Annotated in this window: 11 protein-coding genes; 8 read left to right on the top strand and 3 right to left on the bottom strand. The window is 74.6% G+C overall.

Annotated features, from left to right (window positions below):
* Positions 1 to 170 precede the first annotated feature (170 nt).
* Entirely contained in the window at positions 171 to 2738 is a 2568-nt protein-coding gene (locus ACZ402_RS02035; protein WP_087472769.1) for an ATP-dependent Clp protease ATP-binding subunit, read from the bottom strand.
* Positions 2739 to 3017: 279 nt separating this feature from the next.
* Between ACZ402_RS02035 and ACZ402_RS02030 the strand changes: the two genes are divergently transcribed.
* Both ACZ402_RS02030 and ACZ402_RS02025 read left to right on the top strand, forming a co-directional pair.
* Positions 3018 to 3665, top strand: a complete 648-nt coding sequence (locus ACZ402_RS02030; RefSeq protein WP_375822455.1) for a hypothetical protein — start codon at positions 3018 to 3020, stop codon at positions 3663 to 3665.
* A gap of 249 nt (positions 3666 to 3914) precedes the next feature.
* Entirely contained in the window at positions 3915 to 4871 is a 957-nt protein-coding gene (locus ACZ402_RS02025) for a universal stress protein (protein ID WP_375822456.1), read from the top strand.
* 70 nt (positions 4872 to 4941) lie between these two features.
* Here the strand turns inward: ACZ402_RS02025 and ACZ402_RS02020 are convergent, their stop codons facing one another.
* A complete protein-coding gene (locus tag ACZ402_RS02020; RefSeq protein WP_375822457.1) occupies positions 4942 to 7014 on the bottom strand; it encodes an ABC1 kinase family protein in 2073 nt (690 codons plus the stop codon).
* 131 nt (positions 7015 to 7145) lie between these two features.
* On the opposite strand from ACZ402_RS02020, the gene ACZ402_RS02015 reads away from it, so the two are divergent.
* Positions 7146 to 7478 (top strand): cupin domain-containing protein, encoded by a 333-nt coding sequence (locus ACZ402_RS02015; protein ID WP_375822458.1) that lies wholly within the window; start codon positions 7146 to 7148, stop codon positions 7476 to 7478.
* A 90-nt stretch (positions 7479 to 7568) separates the two neighbouring features.
* Here the strand turns inward: ACZ402_RS02015 and ACZ402_RS02010 are convergent, their stop codons facing one another.
* A complete protein-coding gene (locus ACZ402_RS02010; protein ID WP_375822459.1) occupies positions 7569 to 8069 on the bottom strand; it encodes a hypothetical protein in 501 nt (166 codons plus the stop codon).
* Positions 8070 to 8179: 110 nt separating this feature from the next.
* On the opposite strand from ACZ402_RS02010, the gene ACZ402_RS02005 reads away from it, so the two are divergent.
* The 5 genes from ACZ402_RS02005 (at position 8180) to ACZ402_RS01985 (ending at position 15230) form a co-directional block, all read left to right on the top strand.
* Positions 8180 to 9223 carry a LacI family DNA-binding transcriptional regulator gene (locus tag ACZ402_RS02005; RefSeq protein WP_375822460.1) on the top strand — a complete coding sequence of 348 codons (1044 nt, stop codon included), beginning with the start codon at positions 8180 to 8182 and terminating at the stop codon, positions 9221 to 9223.
* A gap of 102 nt (positions 9224 to 9325) precedes the next feature.
* Positions 9326 to 10492, top strand: a complete 1167-nt coding sequence (locus ACZ402_RS02000) for a Gfo/Idh/MocA family protein (RefSeq protein WP_375822461.1) — start codon at positions 9326 to 9328, stop codon at positions 10490 to 10492.
* A gap of 86 nt (positions 10493 to 10578) precedes the next feature.
* Positions 10579 to 11808 (top strand): dihydrodipicolinate synthase family protein, encoded by a 1230-nt coding sequence (locus ACZ402_RS01995; protein WP_375822760.1) that lies wholly within the window; start codon positions 10579 to 10581, stop codon positions 11806 to 11808.
* Positions 11805 to 12725, top strand: a complete 921-nt coding sequence (locus ACZ402_RS01990) for a sugar phosphate isomerase/epimerase family protein (protein WP_375822462.1) — start codon at positions 11805 to 11807, stop codon at positions 12723 to 12725. The genes ACZ402_RS01995 and ACZ402_RS01990 overlap by 4 nt, the downstream gene beginning before the upstream one ends.
* Positions 12726 to 12926: 201 nt before the next feature.
* The gene (locus tag ACZ402_RS01985) at positions 12927 to 15230 is read left to right on the top strand and encodes a heavy metal translocating P-type ATPase (protein WP_375822463.1); all 2304 of its coding nucleotides are present in this window, start codon (positions 12927 to 12929) and stop codon (positions 15228 to 15230) included.
* Positions 15231 to 15313 lie beyond the last annotated feature (83 nt).

The following is a 15313-nucleotide window of genomic DNA, read 5'->3' as shown; positions in this document are numbered from 1 at the left end:
CTTCACCGCGAGGTAGAACCAGCGGTCTCGAGGTAGTGCTCGCGGAGCTCTACGTCGCGACCGCTGGTTCTACCTCGCGCGGCCTCCGCTCTCCCTCGGTGGGACGACGACAGGCCCCGACCCTCCGGGTGGAGGATCGGGGCCCGTGTGTCAGGCGTTTCAGGAGTGCGTCACTCCGCGCCGGCCTGCAGCTCGCCCGTCGGGGGCAGGTCGCGGACCGAGACGCCGGTGGGGGCGTCGAGCGCGGCGGCCGCGCCCACGCTCACCGGGCCGCGGTCGTGCTCGCCCTTGGAGACACCCCGGAAGGTGAACTCCCCGAGCAGGCCCTCGCCCTCGGCGTCGACCAGGACGATCTCGCCGGCCTTGAGCTCGCCGAACAGGATCTTCTCGGACAGCACGTCCTCGATGTCGCGCTGGATCGCGCGGCGCAGCGGACGGGCACCCAGGACCGGGTCGTAGCCCTTCTCCGCGAGGAGGTTCTTCGCGGGCTGCGTGAGCTCGATGCCCATGTCCTTGTCCCGCAGGCGGGTGTCGAGACGGGCGATCATGAGGTCGACGATCTGGATGATCTCGGTCTGCGAGAGCTGCGGGAAGACCACCACGTCGTCGACGCGGTTGAGGAACTCAGGCCGGAAGTGCTGCTTGAGCTCGTCGTTGACCTTCGCCTTCATGCGCTCGTAGGACGTGACCAGGTCGCCGCCGGCGTTGAAGCCGGTCTGGACGCCCTTGGCGATGTCCCGCGTGCCGAGGTTGGTCGTCATGATGATGACGGTGTTCTTGAAGTCCACGACGCGGCCCTGCGAGTCGGTCAGGCGACCGTCCTCGAGGATCTGCAGGAGCGAGTTGAAGATGTCCGCGTGGGCCTTCTCCACCTCGTCGAACAGGACGACCGAGAACGGCTTGCGCCGCACCTTCTCGGTGAGCTGGCCACCCTCGTCGTACCCGACGTAGCCGGGGGGCGAGCCGAACAGCCGCGAGACGGTGTGCTTCTCGGAGAACTCCGACATGTCGAGCTGGATGAGCGCGTCCTCGTCCCCGAAGAGGAACTCGGCGAGCGCCTTGGCCAGCTCCGTCTTCCCGACGCCCGTGGGGCCGGCGAAGATGAACGACCCACCGGGGCGCTTGGGGTCCTTGAGGCCCGCACGCGTACGGCGGATGGCCTGCGACAGCGCCTTGATCGCGGCCTCCTGGCCGACGACGCGCTTGTGCAGCTCGTCCTCCATGTTGAGCAGGCGGCTGGACTCCTCCTCGGTGAGCTTGAAGACCGGGATGCCCGTGGCCATGGCCAGGACCTCCGCGATCAGCTCCTCGTCCACCTCGGCGACGGTGTCCAGGTCACCGGACTTCCACGCCTTCTCCTTGTCGGCGCGCTTCGCGGTGAGCTGCTTCTCCTTGTCGCGCAGGCCGGCGGCCTTCTCGAAGTCCTGCGCGTCGATCGCGGACTCCTTCTCGCGACGCGCCTCGGCGATCTCCTCGTCGAGCTCCTTGAGCTCCGGCGGGGCGGTCATGCGGCGGATGCGCAGGCGCGCGCCCGCCTCGTCGATGAGGTCGATCGCCTTGTCCGGGAGGAACCGGTCGTTGATGTACCGGTCCGCGAGCGTGGCCGCGGAGACGAGCGCGGCGTCCGTGATGGACACGCGGTGGTGCGCCTCGTAGCGGTCGCGCAGGCCCTTGAGGATCTCGATCGCGTGGTTGAGCGACGGCTCGGCGACCTGGATCGGCTGGAAGCGGCGCTCCAGGGCCGGGTCCTTCTCGACGTGCTTGCGGTACTCGTCGAGCGTGGTCGCGCCGATGGTCTGCAGCTCGCCGCGCGCGAGCATCGGCTTGAGGATGCTCGCGGCGTCGATCGCGCCCTCGGCGGCACCCGCCCCGACGAGGGTGTGGATCTCGTCGATGAACAGGATGATGTCGCCGCGCGTGCGGATCTCCTTGAGCACCTTCTTGAGGCGCTCCTCGAAGTCGCCGCGGTAGCGCGAGCCGGCCACGAGGGCACCGAGGTCGAGCGTGTAGAGCTGCTTGTCCTTGAGCGTCTCGGGCACGTCGCCGCGCACGATGTCCTGGGCCAGGCCCTCGACGACGGCGGTCTTGCCGACACCGGGCTCACCGATCAGCACCGGGTTGTTCTTGGTGCGGCGGCTCAGCACCTGCATGACGCGCTCGATCTCGAGGTTGCGCCCGATGACCGGGTCGAGCTTGCCCTCGCGCGCGGCCTGGGTGAGGTTGCGCCCGAACTGGTCGAGCACGGCCGAGCCGGACGGCTGGCCCTCGGCGGGGCCGCCCGCGGCGACGGGCTCCTTGCCCTGGTAGCCGGACAGGAGCTGGATGACCTGCTGACGCACCTTGTTGAGGTCGGCGCCCATCTTGGTCAGGACCTGGGCGGCGACGCCCTCGCCCTCACGGATGAGGCCGAGCAGGATGTGCTCGGTGCCGATGTAGTTGTGGCCGAGCTGCAGCGCCTCGCGCAGCGACAGCTCGAGCACCTTCTTGGCGCGCGGCGTGAACGGGATGTGCCCGCTCGGGGCCTGCTGGCCCTCGCCGATGATCTCGGTCACCTGGGTGCGGACGCCGTCGAGGGAGATCCCGAGGGACTCCAGCGCCTTGGCCGCGACACCCTCGCCCTCGTGGATGAGGCCGAGGAGGATGTGCTCGGTGCCGATGTAGTTGTGGTTGAGCATCCGCGCCTCTTCCTGGGCGAGGACGACGACCCGACGGGCTCGGTCTGTGAATCTCTCGAACATGTGCTGCTCCTCGTGAGCGGCGTACACCTGCCCGCCGGACGACGGGTACAAGCCTGACCGCATTGACTCTATGCGGTTCGAACGAGCCGCACCCCCTCCGTATGCCGTTGTTCGCCAGGGGCGTGAAAGAGGGGTCGGGCCGTGACCTGCGGGCGCGCCGGACGCCGTCGTGCGCAGATCACCCGGCCCGACACGCGCGCGGCGCGTTGACCGCGACGCGCGCCCCGGGCAGGCTCGGGAGTGCGCCCCGCACGGACGGCCAGAAGGGTGGCGAGAGCGATGCACCAGCCGGACCAGCAGCCCGAGGACCCGACCGCGCCGGGAGCCGACGAGCGAGCCGCGCGGCCCGCGAGCGCGCCCGCCACGTGGGAGCAGGTCGTCGCCCGGTTCCACGGCGTCGTCGCCGAGGTGGACGACCCGCTGACGTGGGGCCTCGACCTCGACGAGGAGACGCTCACGGGGGCCGGGCACGGCGCCCACGACCCCGCGGAGGAGCGGTTCCTGCGCTCCTACGTCTCGTTCACGGGCGAGACGCTGGACGTCGAGACGCTGCGCGTCCTGGCAGCGCACGACGAGCAGGCGGAGGACATCGTCCGCACCGCCCTCAGCGGGGCGCTCGCCGCGCCGCTGCACTCCGACACCCCGGGCGACGACGACTTCCTCGACTCCTACCAGGAGTACCGCGCGGCGATGCGCGCGATCGTCGAGGAGGTCGACGTCGCGCCGGTCACGCGCACCACCTTCGTCGTCGACGACGAGCCCCAGGCATGCCTGCACGTCACCGTGCGGGAGCACGCGGCGGTGTACGTCCCGCTGGACGACCGGGCGCTCGTCGTCTCGGGTCCGGCCGATCTGCTCGCGCGCGTGGACGTCGTGACCCGCCCGCTGCGCAACATCCTCCAGGACGAGCCCGAGCCGAGGTTCTGACGCCCGACCCGGTCTTGCGGGCACCCGGGCAGCCGAACCCGGGGATACGGGTGGGTCCGGCGTCGGCAGGGACGACGACCCCGGGTTCGGGGAGCATCCGGCGACCCTCGTCCGTCGGTCCGGGACCGGCGTCCCGGGCGGAGGGCCGCGGCGCGGCCTAGGGTCGAGTCACGACCGGTGCCGGGCGACGGCGCCGGGACAGCACGCCGACGGCGCACGCGGTCGGCCGACCGGGCGGAGGTGGCGCAGATGCGCGGCGTGATCGTCGGTGTGGACGGGTCGGAGGAGTCCGGCGGCGCGCTCGACTGGGCGCTGCGCGAGGCGGCGGACCGGGGCGTGCCGCTCACGGCCGCGCTCGCGTTCGAGTCGCGGCAGGGTCCGGGCGACGGCCCGGACGCGGCGGCCGAGGAGAAGCGCGCGCTGGTCCGGGAGTGGCTGGACGCCGCGCACGCGCGCACGGGTCTCTCACCGGACGCGGTGACGACCGCGGCCGTCGCCGAGCGCGGCAGCCCCGCGGCGGTCCTGCTCGCCCTCGCCCAGCCCGGGACCGCCCAGCCCGTCCAGGACGACGTGCGCCCCGCCCCGGGCGACGGCGACGACGCGGACCTGCTCGTCGTCGGGCGCTGCGGCCGGGGACGCCTGGGACGCATGGTCCTCGGGTCGGTGCCGACCGCCGTCGTGCAGCACGCGACCGTCCCCGTGACCGTGGTGCGCGGCACGCCCGACGTGCGGCACGACCACGCGCGGCCCGTCGTGGTCGGGGTCGACGGGTCGTCCACGTCGGTCCAGGCGCTGCGGCACGGCGCGGACGTCGCGCGGCGCACGGGCGCGACGCTCGAGGCCCTGTTCTGCTGGCAGATCGTGTCGCTCGCACCGCTCCCCGACTCGTGGGGGTGGACGCCGCCGATCGACGACTACGAGAAGTTCGCCTCCCAGAAGCTCGACGCCGCGCTCGAGGCCGCGGGCGTCGACCTGCCCGACGACCGCCTCGTGCGCAGCGTGAAGCACGTGCACGCCGCGAAGGGGATCATCGAGGCCTCGTCGCACGCGGAGCGGCTCGTGCTCGGCAACCGCGGCGTCGGCGGGTTCGACCGCCTCCTGCTCGGCTCGGTGAGCCGGCACGCCGTCGAGTACGCGCACTGCCCCGTGACCGTCGTGCGGCCCCCAGACGCGACCCACCCCTCGGGCGCGCACGACGACAGCTGACGGTCTCGCACCGGCACGTCGCGACCGATGCCCATCTCCCGGCACGTCGGCACCACCGACGACCCGATCGTCACCGCTGACGACCACCAGCCGCCGCGCCTCGGAAGGCGAAGACGAGGACGCGGACGGCGAGCACGGTCCCGACGAACCCGAGCGCCGCGCCGAGGACGGCGAAGAGGCGCAGGCCCTCGACGAGCTCGGGGCCGGAGTCCGCGGAGACGAGCACGACCGCCGCCACGACGGCCGCGGCGGCGATGACCGTGGACACGACCTGCTGCACGAGGCCGGTGACGAACGCGCGGTCGTCGGGGTGGGCGAACGAGCGGACGTTGACGGTGAGCCGCCCGGCCTCGACGTCGCTCGTGATCTTCGCGAGGCGACGCGGGAGCCGTTCGAGCTCGGGGGCGAGGCCCAGGAAGAGGCTGGTCGCGCGCTCGCGCAGGCCCTCCGGCGTGACGACGCGCCGCACGAGCGGCTGCGCGGTCGCGCGCGCCCCGGCGACGAGGTCGAACCCCGGGTCGATCAGGCGCAGCGTCCCCTCGAGCGAGGTGAACGTGCGGAACGCGGCGGCGACCTGCGACGGGACGGCGAGCCCGGCGTCGGTGACGAGCCGGAACAGCGCGGTGAACATCGCGCCGCTCGCGCCGGCGCCGCGGAACCGCACGATCACCTGCCCGACGGCGCGCTCCAGGCGGCGCACGTCGAGGTCGGCCGGGGCGTCGAGCAGCTCGAGCAGCGCGTCGGTCGCGGCGACGGCGTCGTCAGCGTCGACCGCGAGCAGCACGGCCGCGAGCGCCAGGCGCTCGGGCTCGCCGAGCCTCCCGACGGAGCCCATGTCGAGGAGGCCGAGGCGACCGTCGTCGGTGACGAGCACGTTGCCGGGATGCAGGTCGGCGTGGAACGTGCCCGCGACGAGCACCTGCTCGAGCGTCGCGGTGAGGAGCCGGGAGGCGAGGTCGGCGCGCACGGCGTCGTCCAGGCCAGCGAGGACGTCCGCGGCGCGGCCGACGGGAACGCCGTCGAGCCGTTCCATGACGAGCAACGTCGTGCTGGACAGCTCGGGGTAGACCTCCGGGACGCGGACGCGCGGACCCGCACCCGGGTCGGCGCCGTCGGCGTCCGGCAGCCGCTCCCCCATCGCACCTCGCGCGAGCGCCGCGCGCAGCGCGAGCGTGTTCTCCAGCTCGACGGTGTAGTCGAGCTCCTCGCGCAGCGACGCCGCGAACCCGTCGGCGAGGTCGACGACGCCGAGCGATCGCCCCCACGCGGTGTCGCGCTCGATGCGGCGCGCGAGGCGACCGAGGATCGCCAGGTCCGTCTCGACCTGTGCCCGCGCGCCCGGCCGCTGGACCTTGACCACGACGTCCCGCCCGTCGAGCAGGCGCGCCGCGTGCACCTGCCCGACCGACGCCGACGCGAGCGGCTCGGGCGAGAACTCCGCGAACGCCTCGTCGATCGGCTGCCCGAGCGCGCCCGTGACGGCAGCCTCGACCTGCGACCACGGCGCGGGCGGGACCTCGCTCTGGAGCGTGGCCAGCGCGTCGGCGAACGTGGCAGGGAGCAGGTCGCGGCGTGTCGACAGGACCTGGCCGAACTTCACGAACGTCACGCCCGCGTCGCTGAGGGCGTCGCGCAGCGCGGCCGCCTGGCGGCGCTGGTCGGTGCGCGAGAGCCGGGACCCGTCGGGCTGCCGCGCGCCGCGCGTGAGCGCCCCGCCGAGGCCGTGCCGGACGCCGATCGCAAGGATCTGCGCGTACCGCCGGGTCTCGCGCCGCCCCTGGCGCAGTCCCCGCAACGCGCGCCACGGGCCGGGCACCGAGCCGGTCGGTATCAGCAGCTCGAGCACGAGCAGGACGCACAGCCCCAGCACGAACGCCCAGGCGAACGCGAGGACGATCGCCACGAGCGCGACGCCGGGCGCGACGGTGAGCGTCCCGTCCGGGCGCGACCAGCCGACGTCGAGCAGGCCGTTGGTGAGCACCCACGACGTGACGGTGAGCATCGCGAGCGCCACCACGGCGGAACGGATCCAGCCGACCGCGGCCCCCATGACGCGGCGCGCCGTCGCCGCGAGGAGCACGAGCATGACCACCGTGGAGACGACGCCGACGAGCCCGATGAAGAATCCGGAGACGACCTGCATGACCGTCACTCTTCCCGACGCCGCCGCGGATCACCACCACGCGCCCCGGCGGCCGTCCCGACCGCGCACCGGGACGCGCACCGCGCCGCCCGGCACGGCATGATGGAGCTCCCCGACAGGTCGGAGCCCCGATGACGAACGTCGACCTTCTCACCGACGCGCACCTCACCCACGCCCGGACCGCCCCGAACGGGCGCAGCGCCGAGGTCGTGCTGCACGACGGCCCCCTGCGTCAGACGATCCTCGCGCTGCGCGCGGGCGTCGAGCTCGGGGAGCACAACTCGCCGCCCGCCGCGTCGATCCAGGTGCTGCGCGGCCGGGTCCGCGTCACCGCGCTGGGCGAGGGCGACGTCGAGCTGGGCACCGGCGAGCTGCGCGTCCTCACGCACGAGCGCCACGCGGTGGGCGCGCTCGAGGACTCGGCGTTCCTCCTCACGACGGTGACGAGCATCCCGGACGCCTGAGCGACGACGCACGACCTCCGTCGCGCCGAACCCGGGTTCTCGGGTCACGGGCGCTCGACCGTGCCCGGCGACCCCGGGTTCGGCGGGTCGTCAGCGCCGCACCGCCAGCGCCGCGAGGGTGAGCGCGACGGCGTCCTCCGCGACGGCGCCCGGCCAGTCAGGGCGCGAACCGACGGCGAGGCGTCGCCACGCCGCACCGCCCCACGTCCCGACGGCGGCCCCCGCCGCGCCCGCGACCGCGGCGGCGACGACGCCCGCGGCTCCGGTGCGGCGTCGGGCCAGGAGGACGCCACCCGCCGCCCCGCTCGCGAGGCGGAACACCGGCCCGGGCGGGTCGAGGCGGCTCGGCGTCTGCGGAAGCTTGTCGCCGACCAGCTCGCCCGCGACCCCGGCAGCGGCCGCACCGCGCACGAGCACGCCGAGAACACCCGGGCCGTCGCCCGACCCGCGAACCCGACCCCCGACCCAGCCGCCGAGCACCGGCGCCGCGACGCCGAGGCTGCTGCGCGACCCCGCGGCGACGCCGAGCGCGAGCGCCCGGGCGAGGAGCGTCGTCGTGCCGGGTGCGGGTGCTGCGTCGTCAGACGTCATGGGGTCCTCCTGCGGCTCGTCGGCCGTGCTCGGTGGGCGGTCCTCACGAACGTAGCCGCTCCGGGCGCGGCCCACCCGGGCTGCGGGAGCGGTCCCGCTAGCCTGGGTCCGTGCCCGGACCCACTCTGAGCGAGGTCGCGCGCGACGCCGGCGTCTCCCTCGCGACCGCCTCCCGCGCGATCAACGGGAGCGCGAACCGCACGGTGCGCCCCGACCTCCGGGAGCGGGTGCTCGCGTCGGCCCGTCGGCTGGGCTACTCACCGGACCCGAGCGCGCAGGCCATGGCGCGCGGTCGCACGACGAGCGTGGGCCTCGTGGTGCACGACATCGCGGACCCGTACTTCTCGTCCCTCGCCGCAGGCGTCGCGGAGGCGGCCGACCGCGACGGGCTCATCGTCACGCTGACGAACACACGCCACTCGCCGGAGCGCGAGCGCGCGTTCGTCGAGCTCATGGACCGCCAGCGGGCACGGGCGGTCGTGCTGGGCGGCGGGCGGCTGGCGGAGGACGCCGACGGCGCGCTGCGGGGTGCGCTCGAGCGGTACCGCGCGTCGGGGGGCGGGGTCTCGCTCGTGGGTCAGCCGCTCGGCGACCTGCCCGCGGTGGAGATCGCCAACGCCGACGGCGCCGCGGACCTCGCGCGCGCGCTGCACGGCCTGGGCTACCGCGCGTTCGGCGTGCTCGCGGGACCGGGAGGCCACCGCACCGCGCTCGACCGGGCGCGCGGCTTCACCGAGGCGCTGGCCGGGCTGGGCTCGCCCGTCGCCGCGGACGCTGTCGTCGAGTGCGCGTTCACGCGAGACGGCGGCCACGGCGGGATGCGGGCGCTGCTCGACCACCTGGGGCACGGCCTGCGCGGCACAGGAACACCCGTCGCCGTCTTCGCGGTGAACGACGTCATGGCCGTCGGGGCGATGGCCGCGGTGCGCGAGGCGGGCCTGCGCGTCCCCGAGGACGTCGCCGTGGCGGGGTTCGACGACATCGTGACCTTGCGAGACGTCACGCCGGGACTGACGACGGTCCGCATCCCGCTCGCCGAGGTCGGGGAGCAGGCGCTCGCGCTCGCACTCGCGGCGCCTGACGACGACGCCGCGCCGCAGCGGGTCGTGGTCCGGGGAGAGGTCGTGCTCCGGGAGTCCACGCCGCCGCTCTGACGCCTCCCTGTTGACGCGGGAAAACGGTTCCCCTACGCTCACGGAAAGCGCATTCCGCGCTCGGCGGCCCGCCGGGCGCCCGACCGACGACGGAGCCGATCGATGACCACCACCCGAACCCTGCGGATCGCGATGAACGGCGTGACCGGCCGCATGGGGTACCGCCAGCACCTCGTCCGCTCGATCCTGCCGATCCGCGAGCAGGGCGGCGTCGAGCTCCCCGACGGCACGCGCCTCCAGGTCGAGCCGGTGCTCGTCGGGCGCAACGAGACCAGGCTCCGCGAGCTCGCCGCGCTGCACGACGTCGAGCACTGGACCACCGACCTCGACGGCGTGATCGTCGACCCCGCGACCGACGTCGTCTTCGACGCCTCCATGACCGCGCTGCGCGCCAAGACGCTCACCAAGGCGATGCAGGCCGGCAAGCACGTGTACACGGAGAAGCCGACGGCCGAGACGCTCGCCGAGGCGATCGAGCTCGCGCGGCTGCGCGAGGAGACCGGGGTGACCGCCGGCGTCGTGCACGACAAGCTCTACCTGCCCGGCCTCGTCAAGCTCCGCCGGCTCGTCGACGAGGGCTTCTTCGGCCGCATCCTGTCCCTGCGCGGCGAGTTCGGCTACTGGGTGTTCGAGGGCGACCACCAGGCCGCGCAGCGCCCGTCGTGGAACTACCGCGCCGAGGACGGCGGCGGCATGACGACGGACATGTTCTGCCACTGGAACTACGTGCTCGAGGGGATCCTCGGGTCGGTGCGGACCGTCACCGCGCAGACCACGACCCACATCCCCACGCGCTGGGACGAGCAGGGCAGGGAGTACGCCGCGACCGCCGACGACGCCGCGTACGGGATCTTCGAGGTCGAGACGCCGGGCGGGGACCCGGTCGTCGCGCAGATCAACTCGTCCTGGGCCGTGCGCGTCTACCGCGACGAGCTCGTCGAGTTCCAGGTGGACGGCACCCACGGCTCCGCGGTCGCCGGCCTGCGGCGGTGCGTCGCGCAGCAGCGCGCCCACACGCCCAAGCCGGTCTGGAACCCCGACCTCCCCGTCACCGAGCCGTTCCGCGACCAGTGGCTCGAGGTCCCCGCGAACGCCGACCTCGACAACGGCTTCAAGGCCCAGTGGGAGGAGTTCCTGCGCGACGTCGCCGCCGGCCGCCCGCACCGCTACGACCTGCTCTCCGCCGCGCGCGGCGTCCAGCTCGCCGAGCTGGGACTCCGCTCGTCGGCGGAGGGCCGCCGCCTCGACGTCCCGGAGATCGCGCTGTGAGCGCGCCCGCCGCCGCGCCCCGGCACACCACCCCACCGCTCCCCGGCGCGCGCGAGCTGCGCGACCGCGACGGCAGCGGCGCCGTCGTGCGCCTGCCCCGCTTCACCGACGACGGCCGCGTCGCCGGGACCGAGGTGCGCGAGCTGCTCGTGCCCGGGCCGTGGACGACGCCGTCCGCGCCCTTCACGTCGCGCGTCGCCTTCGCGGCGGCGCACGTCGTGCCGCAGGTCGGCGCGGAGAACGTGCCCGGCGCGCCCGCCGTCGTCGACTGGGACACGACGCTCGCCTACCGTCACCGCCTCTGGGAGCACGGGCTGGGCGTCGCCGACGCGATGGACACCGCTCAGCGCGGCATGGGCCTCGACTGGGCCGCGACCCAGGAGCTCGTGCGGCGCTCGGCGGCCGAGGCGCGGACCGTCGGTGGTCGGGTCGCGTGCGGCGCGGGCACCGACCAGCTCGACCCGGCCGTCGTCGCGGGCTGGGCGCCCGGCGACCCCGCCGCGCTCGCCGCCGTCACCGACGCCTACCGCGAGCAGGTGCGCGTGGTCCAGGACGCCGGCGCCCAGGTGATCGTCATGGCGTCGCGCGCGCTCGCCCGCGTCGCCCGCTCCCCCGAGGAGTACGCGCACGTCTACGACGCCGCGCTCGCCGAGGCCGAGGCGCCCGTGATCCTGCACTGGCTCGGCACGATGTTCGACCCTGCGCTCGCCGGGTACTGGGGCACGGGCGACGACGTCGCGGCCGCCACCGACGTGTTCGTCGACCTGGTCCGCGCCCACCAGGGCCGCGTCGACGGCGTGAAGGTGTCGCTGCTCGACGCCGGGCACGAGAAGGACCTGCGGGCCCGCCTGGCCGCGCTCGACCCGGGCGCCGGCGTCGCCGCGCCAGGTCCCGTCCGCCTCTACACGGGCGACGACTTCAACTACCCGGAGCTCGTGGTCGGCGACGGCCGGGCGCACTCCGACGCGCTGCTCGGCATCTTCGCGGCGATCTACCCCGCCGCGTCGACGGCGCTCGGCGCGCTCGACGCCGGGCACCCCGACCGCGCGCACGCGATCCTCGCGTCGACCGAGGCGCTGGGGCGCCACGTGTTCGCCGCGCCGACGTACTACTACAAGACGGGGATCGCGTTCCTGTCGTGGCTCAACGGCACGCAGCCCGCGTTCCAGATGGTCGGCGGCCTCCAGTCGGGGCGCTCGGTCGCGCACCTCGTCGCGCTCGTCCGGCTCGCGGACCGCGCCGGGCTCCTGCTCGACCCGGACCTCGCCGCGCGTCGCACGCGCGCGTTCCTCGAGGCGAACGGGGCGGCGTCGTGACCAGCGCGTCGTCCGGGGCCCGGAACGCACCCGACCTCTCGCGCTGCTCGCTCAACACCGCGACGGTCAAGCGCGCGACGCTCGAGGAGGCGGTCGGCCTCGCCGCCGAGGCGGGCTACGGCGCCGTCGGGCTGTGGCGCGACCGCGTCCAGGAGATCGGCGCCGAGCGGGCCGCGACGGTCGTCGCCGACGCGGGTCTGCGCGTCTCGTCGCTGTGCCGGGGCGGGTTCCTCACCGTGACCGGCGCGGACGACGTCGCCGCGGCGCTCGACGACAACCGGCGCGCGATCGAGGAGGCGGCCACGGTCGGGACGCGCGATCTCGTGCTCGTCGTCGGCGGTCTCCCCGCGAACGGGACGCCCGGGCAGGGACCACGGCCCGATGCCGGACCGGCCGACCGCGACGTCGTCGCCGCGCGCGGTCGGGTGGCCGACCGGCTCGCCGACCTCGCCCCGTTCGCCGCGGACCACGGCGTGCGGCTCGTGCTCGAGGCGCTGCACCCGATCTTCGCGGCGGACCGCGCGGTGCTCTCGACGCTCGGCCAGGCGCTCGACCTCGCCGCGCCGTTCGACCCGGCGGTCGTCGGCGTCGTCGTGGACACGTACCACGTGTGGTGGGACCCGGACCTGCGGTCGAGCGTCGCGCGTGCCGGGAGCGAAGGGCGCATCGCGGGCTACCAGGTGTGCGACTGGGTCCTCCCGCTCGCGGCCGACCCGCTGCTCTCGCGCGGGTACGTGGGCGACGGGTACGTCGACTTCGCGACCATCACCCGGTGGGTCGCCGAGGCCGGGTACGCCGGCGACGTCGAGACCGAGATCTTCCGGCAGGAGATCTGGGACGACGACCCGCGCCGCGTCGTCGCGACCGTGGCCGACCGCTATGACCGCCACGTCCTGCCGCACCTCACCGGCGCCTGACCGGCTCCAACCGGCGCGCGACCCGACCGGGCCCGCTCAGGCCCTCACCCCGCAGCCCGTGCGCTGCTCGGCCTCCCGCCGAGCGACGCACGGGTTGTGCTGCGTCGGCCCACGACACCCCCGAGGGGTTGACGCATCGGACATGACGGTGCATGATCGTGAGCAGAGCATACCCCCTAGGGGTATCTGGGAGGAGGAACGGTGGACCACCGTACGGAGCATGACCACGGGCACGGGCCCGGTCCGGGCACCGATGCCGCGCACCCGGGGTCGCACGCCCACCACGGCGGGCACGCACCCGCCCCGCACACGCCGACCCACGCGCACGCGGAGCACGACCACGCGGGCCACGCCGAGCACGACGCGCACGCCGAGCACGACCACGCCGGGCACGACGCGCACGCCGGGCACGACATGTCCGGCCACGGGGCCCACGCCGGGCACGACATGTCGGGCCACGGTGGCCACGGGGACCACGTCGGGCAGTTCCGCCGCCTGTTCTGGGTCATGCTCGTCCTCGCGGTCCCGACCGTCGCGCTCAGCCCGATGTTCGCGATGCTCCTCGGCTACGACCTGCCCGACGCGGCGTGGCTGCCCTGGATCTCGCCCGTGCTCGGCACGGTCATCTTCTTCTGGGGCGGACGGCCGTTCCTCACGGGCGCGGTGGGCGAGCTCCGCGGTCGCAAGCCTGGGATGATGACGCTCATCTCGCTCGCGATCACGGTCGCGTTCGTGTCGTCGCTCGGGGCGAGCCTGGGGCTGCTCGCGCACGAGCTCGACGTGTGGTGGGAGCTCGCGCTCCTCGTCGTCATCATGCTGCTCGGCCACTGGCTCGAGATGCGCTCGCTCGCCCAGACGGCGTCGGCGCTCGACTCGCTCGCCGCGCTCCTGCCGGACGAGGCGGAGCGCGTCGCGGACGACGGGACCGTGACCACCGTGGCGCCGACGGACCTGCGCGTGGGCGACCTCGTCGTCGTCCGCCCGGGCGGGCGCGTCCCCGCGGACGGCGAGGTCGCGTCCGGGTCGGCGGACGTCGACGAGTCGATGGTCACCGGGGAGTCGCGGCCCGTGCGTCGCGTCGTCGGGGACGCCGTCGTCGCCGGGACCGTCGCGACGGACGACGCGCTGCGCGTGCGGATCACGGCCGTGGGCGAGGACACCGCGCTCGCGGGCATCCAGCGCCTCGTCGCCGACGCCCAGGCGTCCTCGACCAAGACCCAGCGCCTCGCCGACCGCGCCGCCGGCTGGCTGTTCTGGTACGCGCTCGGCGCGGCCGCCCTGACGATCGGCCTGTGGCTCGTCTTCGGCACGCCCGAGCAGGCGCTGATCCGCGCGATCACCGTGCTCGTCATCGCGTGCCCCCACGCCCTGGGCCTCGCCATCCCGCTCGTCGTGTCGCTCTCGACCGAGCGCGCCGCGAAGGCCGGCGTCCTGGTGAAGGACCGCCTCGCGCTGGAGCGCATGCGCACGGTGGACACCGTCCTGTTCGACAAGACCGGGACGCTGACGGCGGGCGAGCCCGTCGTCGCGCACCTCGCGACCGCGGGCGGCACGACCGAGGACGAGCTCCTCGCGCTCGCCGCCGCGGCCGAGGCCGACAGCCAGCACCCGCTCGCGCGGGCGATCGTCGACCGTGCGTCGGAGCGCGAGATCGAGGTCCCGCAGGTGACCGACTTCCGGTCGCTCACCGCGGTCGGGGTCGAGGCGACGGTCCCCACCCCGCACGGCGCGCGCCGCGTCGCGGTCGGCGGCCCCGCGCTCCTGCGCGAGCGCGGCCTCGACCCGCTCCCCGACGCCGAGGCGTGGGCGCACGACGGCGCGACCGTCCTCCACGTGGTGGTCTCCCCCGACGTCGCGGGTGCGGACGCGGACGCGCGCCACGAGCACGGGCACGCGTCGGGCGAGGTCGTGGGTGCGTTCGCCCTCGCGGACGCGATCCGCCCCGAGTCCCGCGAGGCGGTCGACGCCCTGCACCGCCGCGGCATCAAGGTCGTCATGATCACGGGCGACGCCGAGCCCGTCGCCCGCGCGGTCGGGCGCGAGCTGGGCATCGACCAGGTGTTCGCGGGCGTGCGCCCCGAGGACAAGGACGCGAAGGTCGCCGAGCTCCAGCACGACGGCCGCGTCGTCGCGATGGTCGGCGACGGCGTCAACGACGCCCCCGCGCTCGCGCAGGCGGACGTCGGCATCGCGATCGGCGCCGGGACGGACGTCGCGATCGCGTCGGCCGGGGTGATCCTCGCGAGCTCCGACCCGCGCGCGGTCCTGTCGATCATCGAGCTGTCGCACGCCTCCTACCGCAAGATGCAGCAGAACCTGTGGTGGGCCGCGGGCTACAACATCGCGGCAGTGCCGCTCGCGGCGGGCGTGCTCGCCCCGGTCGGGTTCGTCATGCCGATGGCGGTGGGCGCGATCCTCATGTCCGCCTCGACGGTCATCGTGGCGCTCAACGCGCAGCTCCTGCGCCGCATAGACCTCGACCCGGCCCGGCTCGCCTCCCGGTGACCCCGCGGGACCCCGCCGCCGAGCACGACCTGAGGGTCGGAAAGAGGCGTTTGGCGACCCTCAGGTCGTGCTCGACAGCGAGG

The organism is Cellulosimicrobium sp. NPDC030954 (assembly GCF_055571305.1).
The sequence above is the reverse complement of the archived record's forward strand: the minus strand, read 5'-3'. Positions and strand labels throughout refer to the sequence as shown.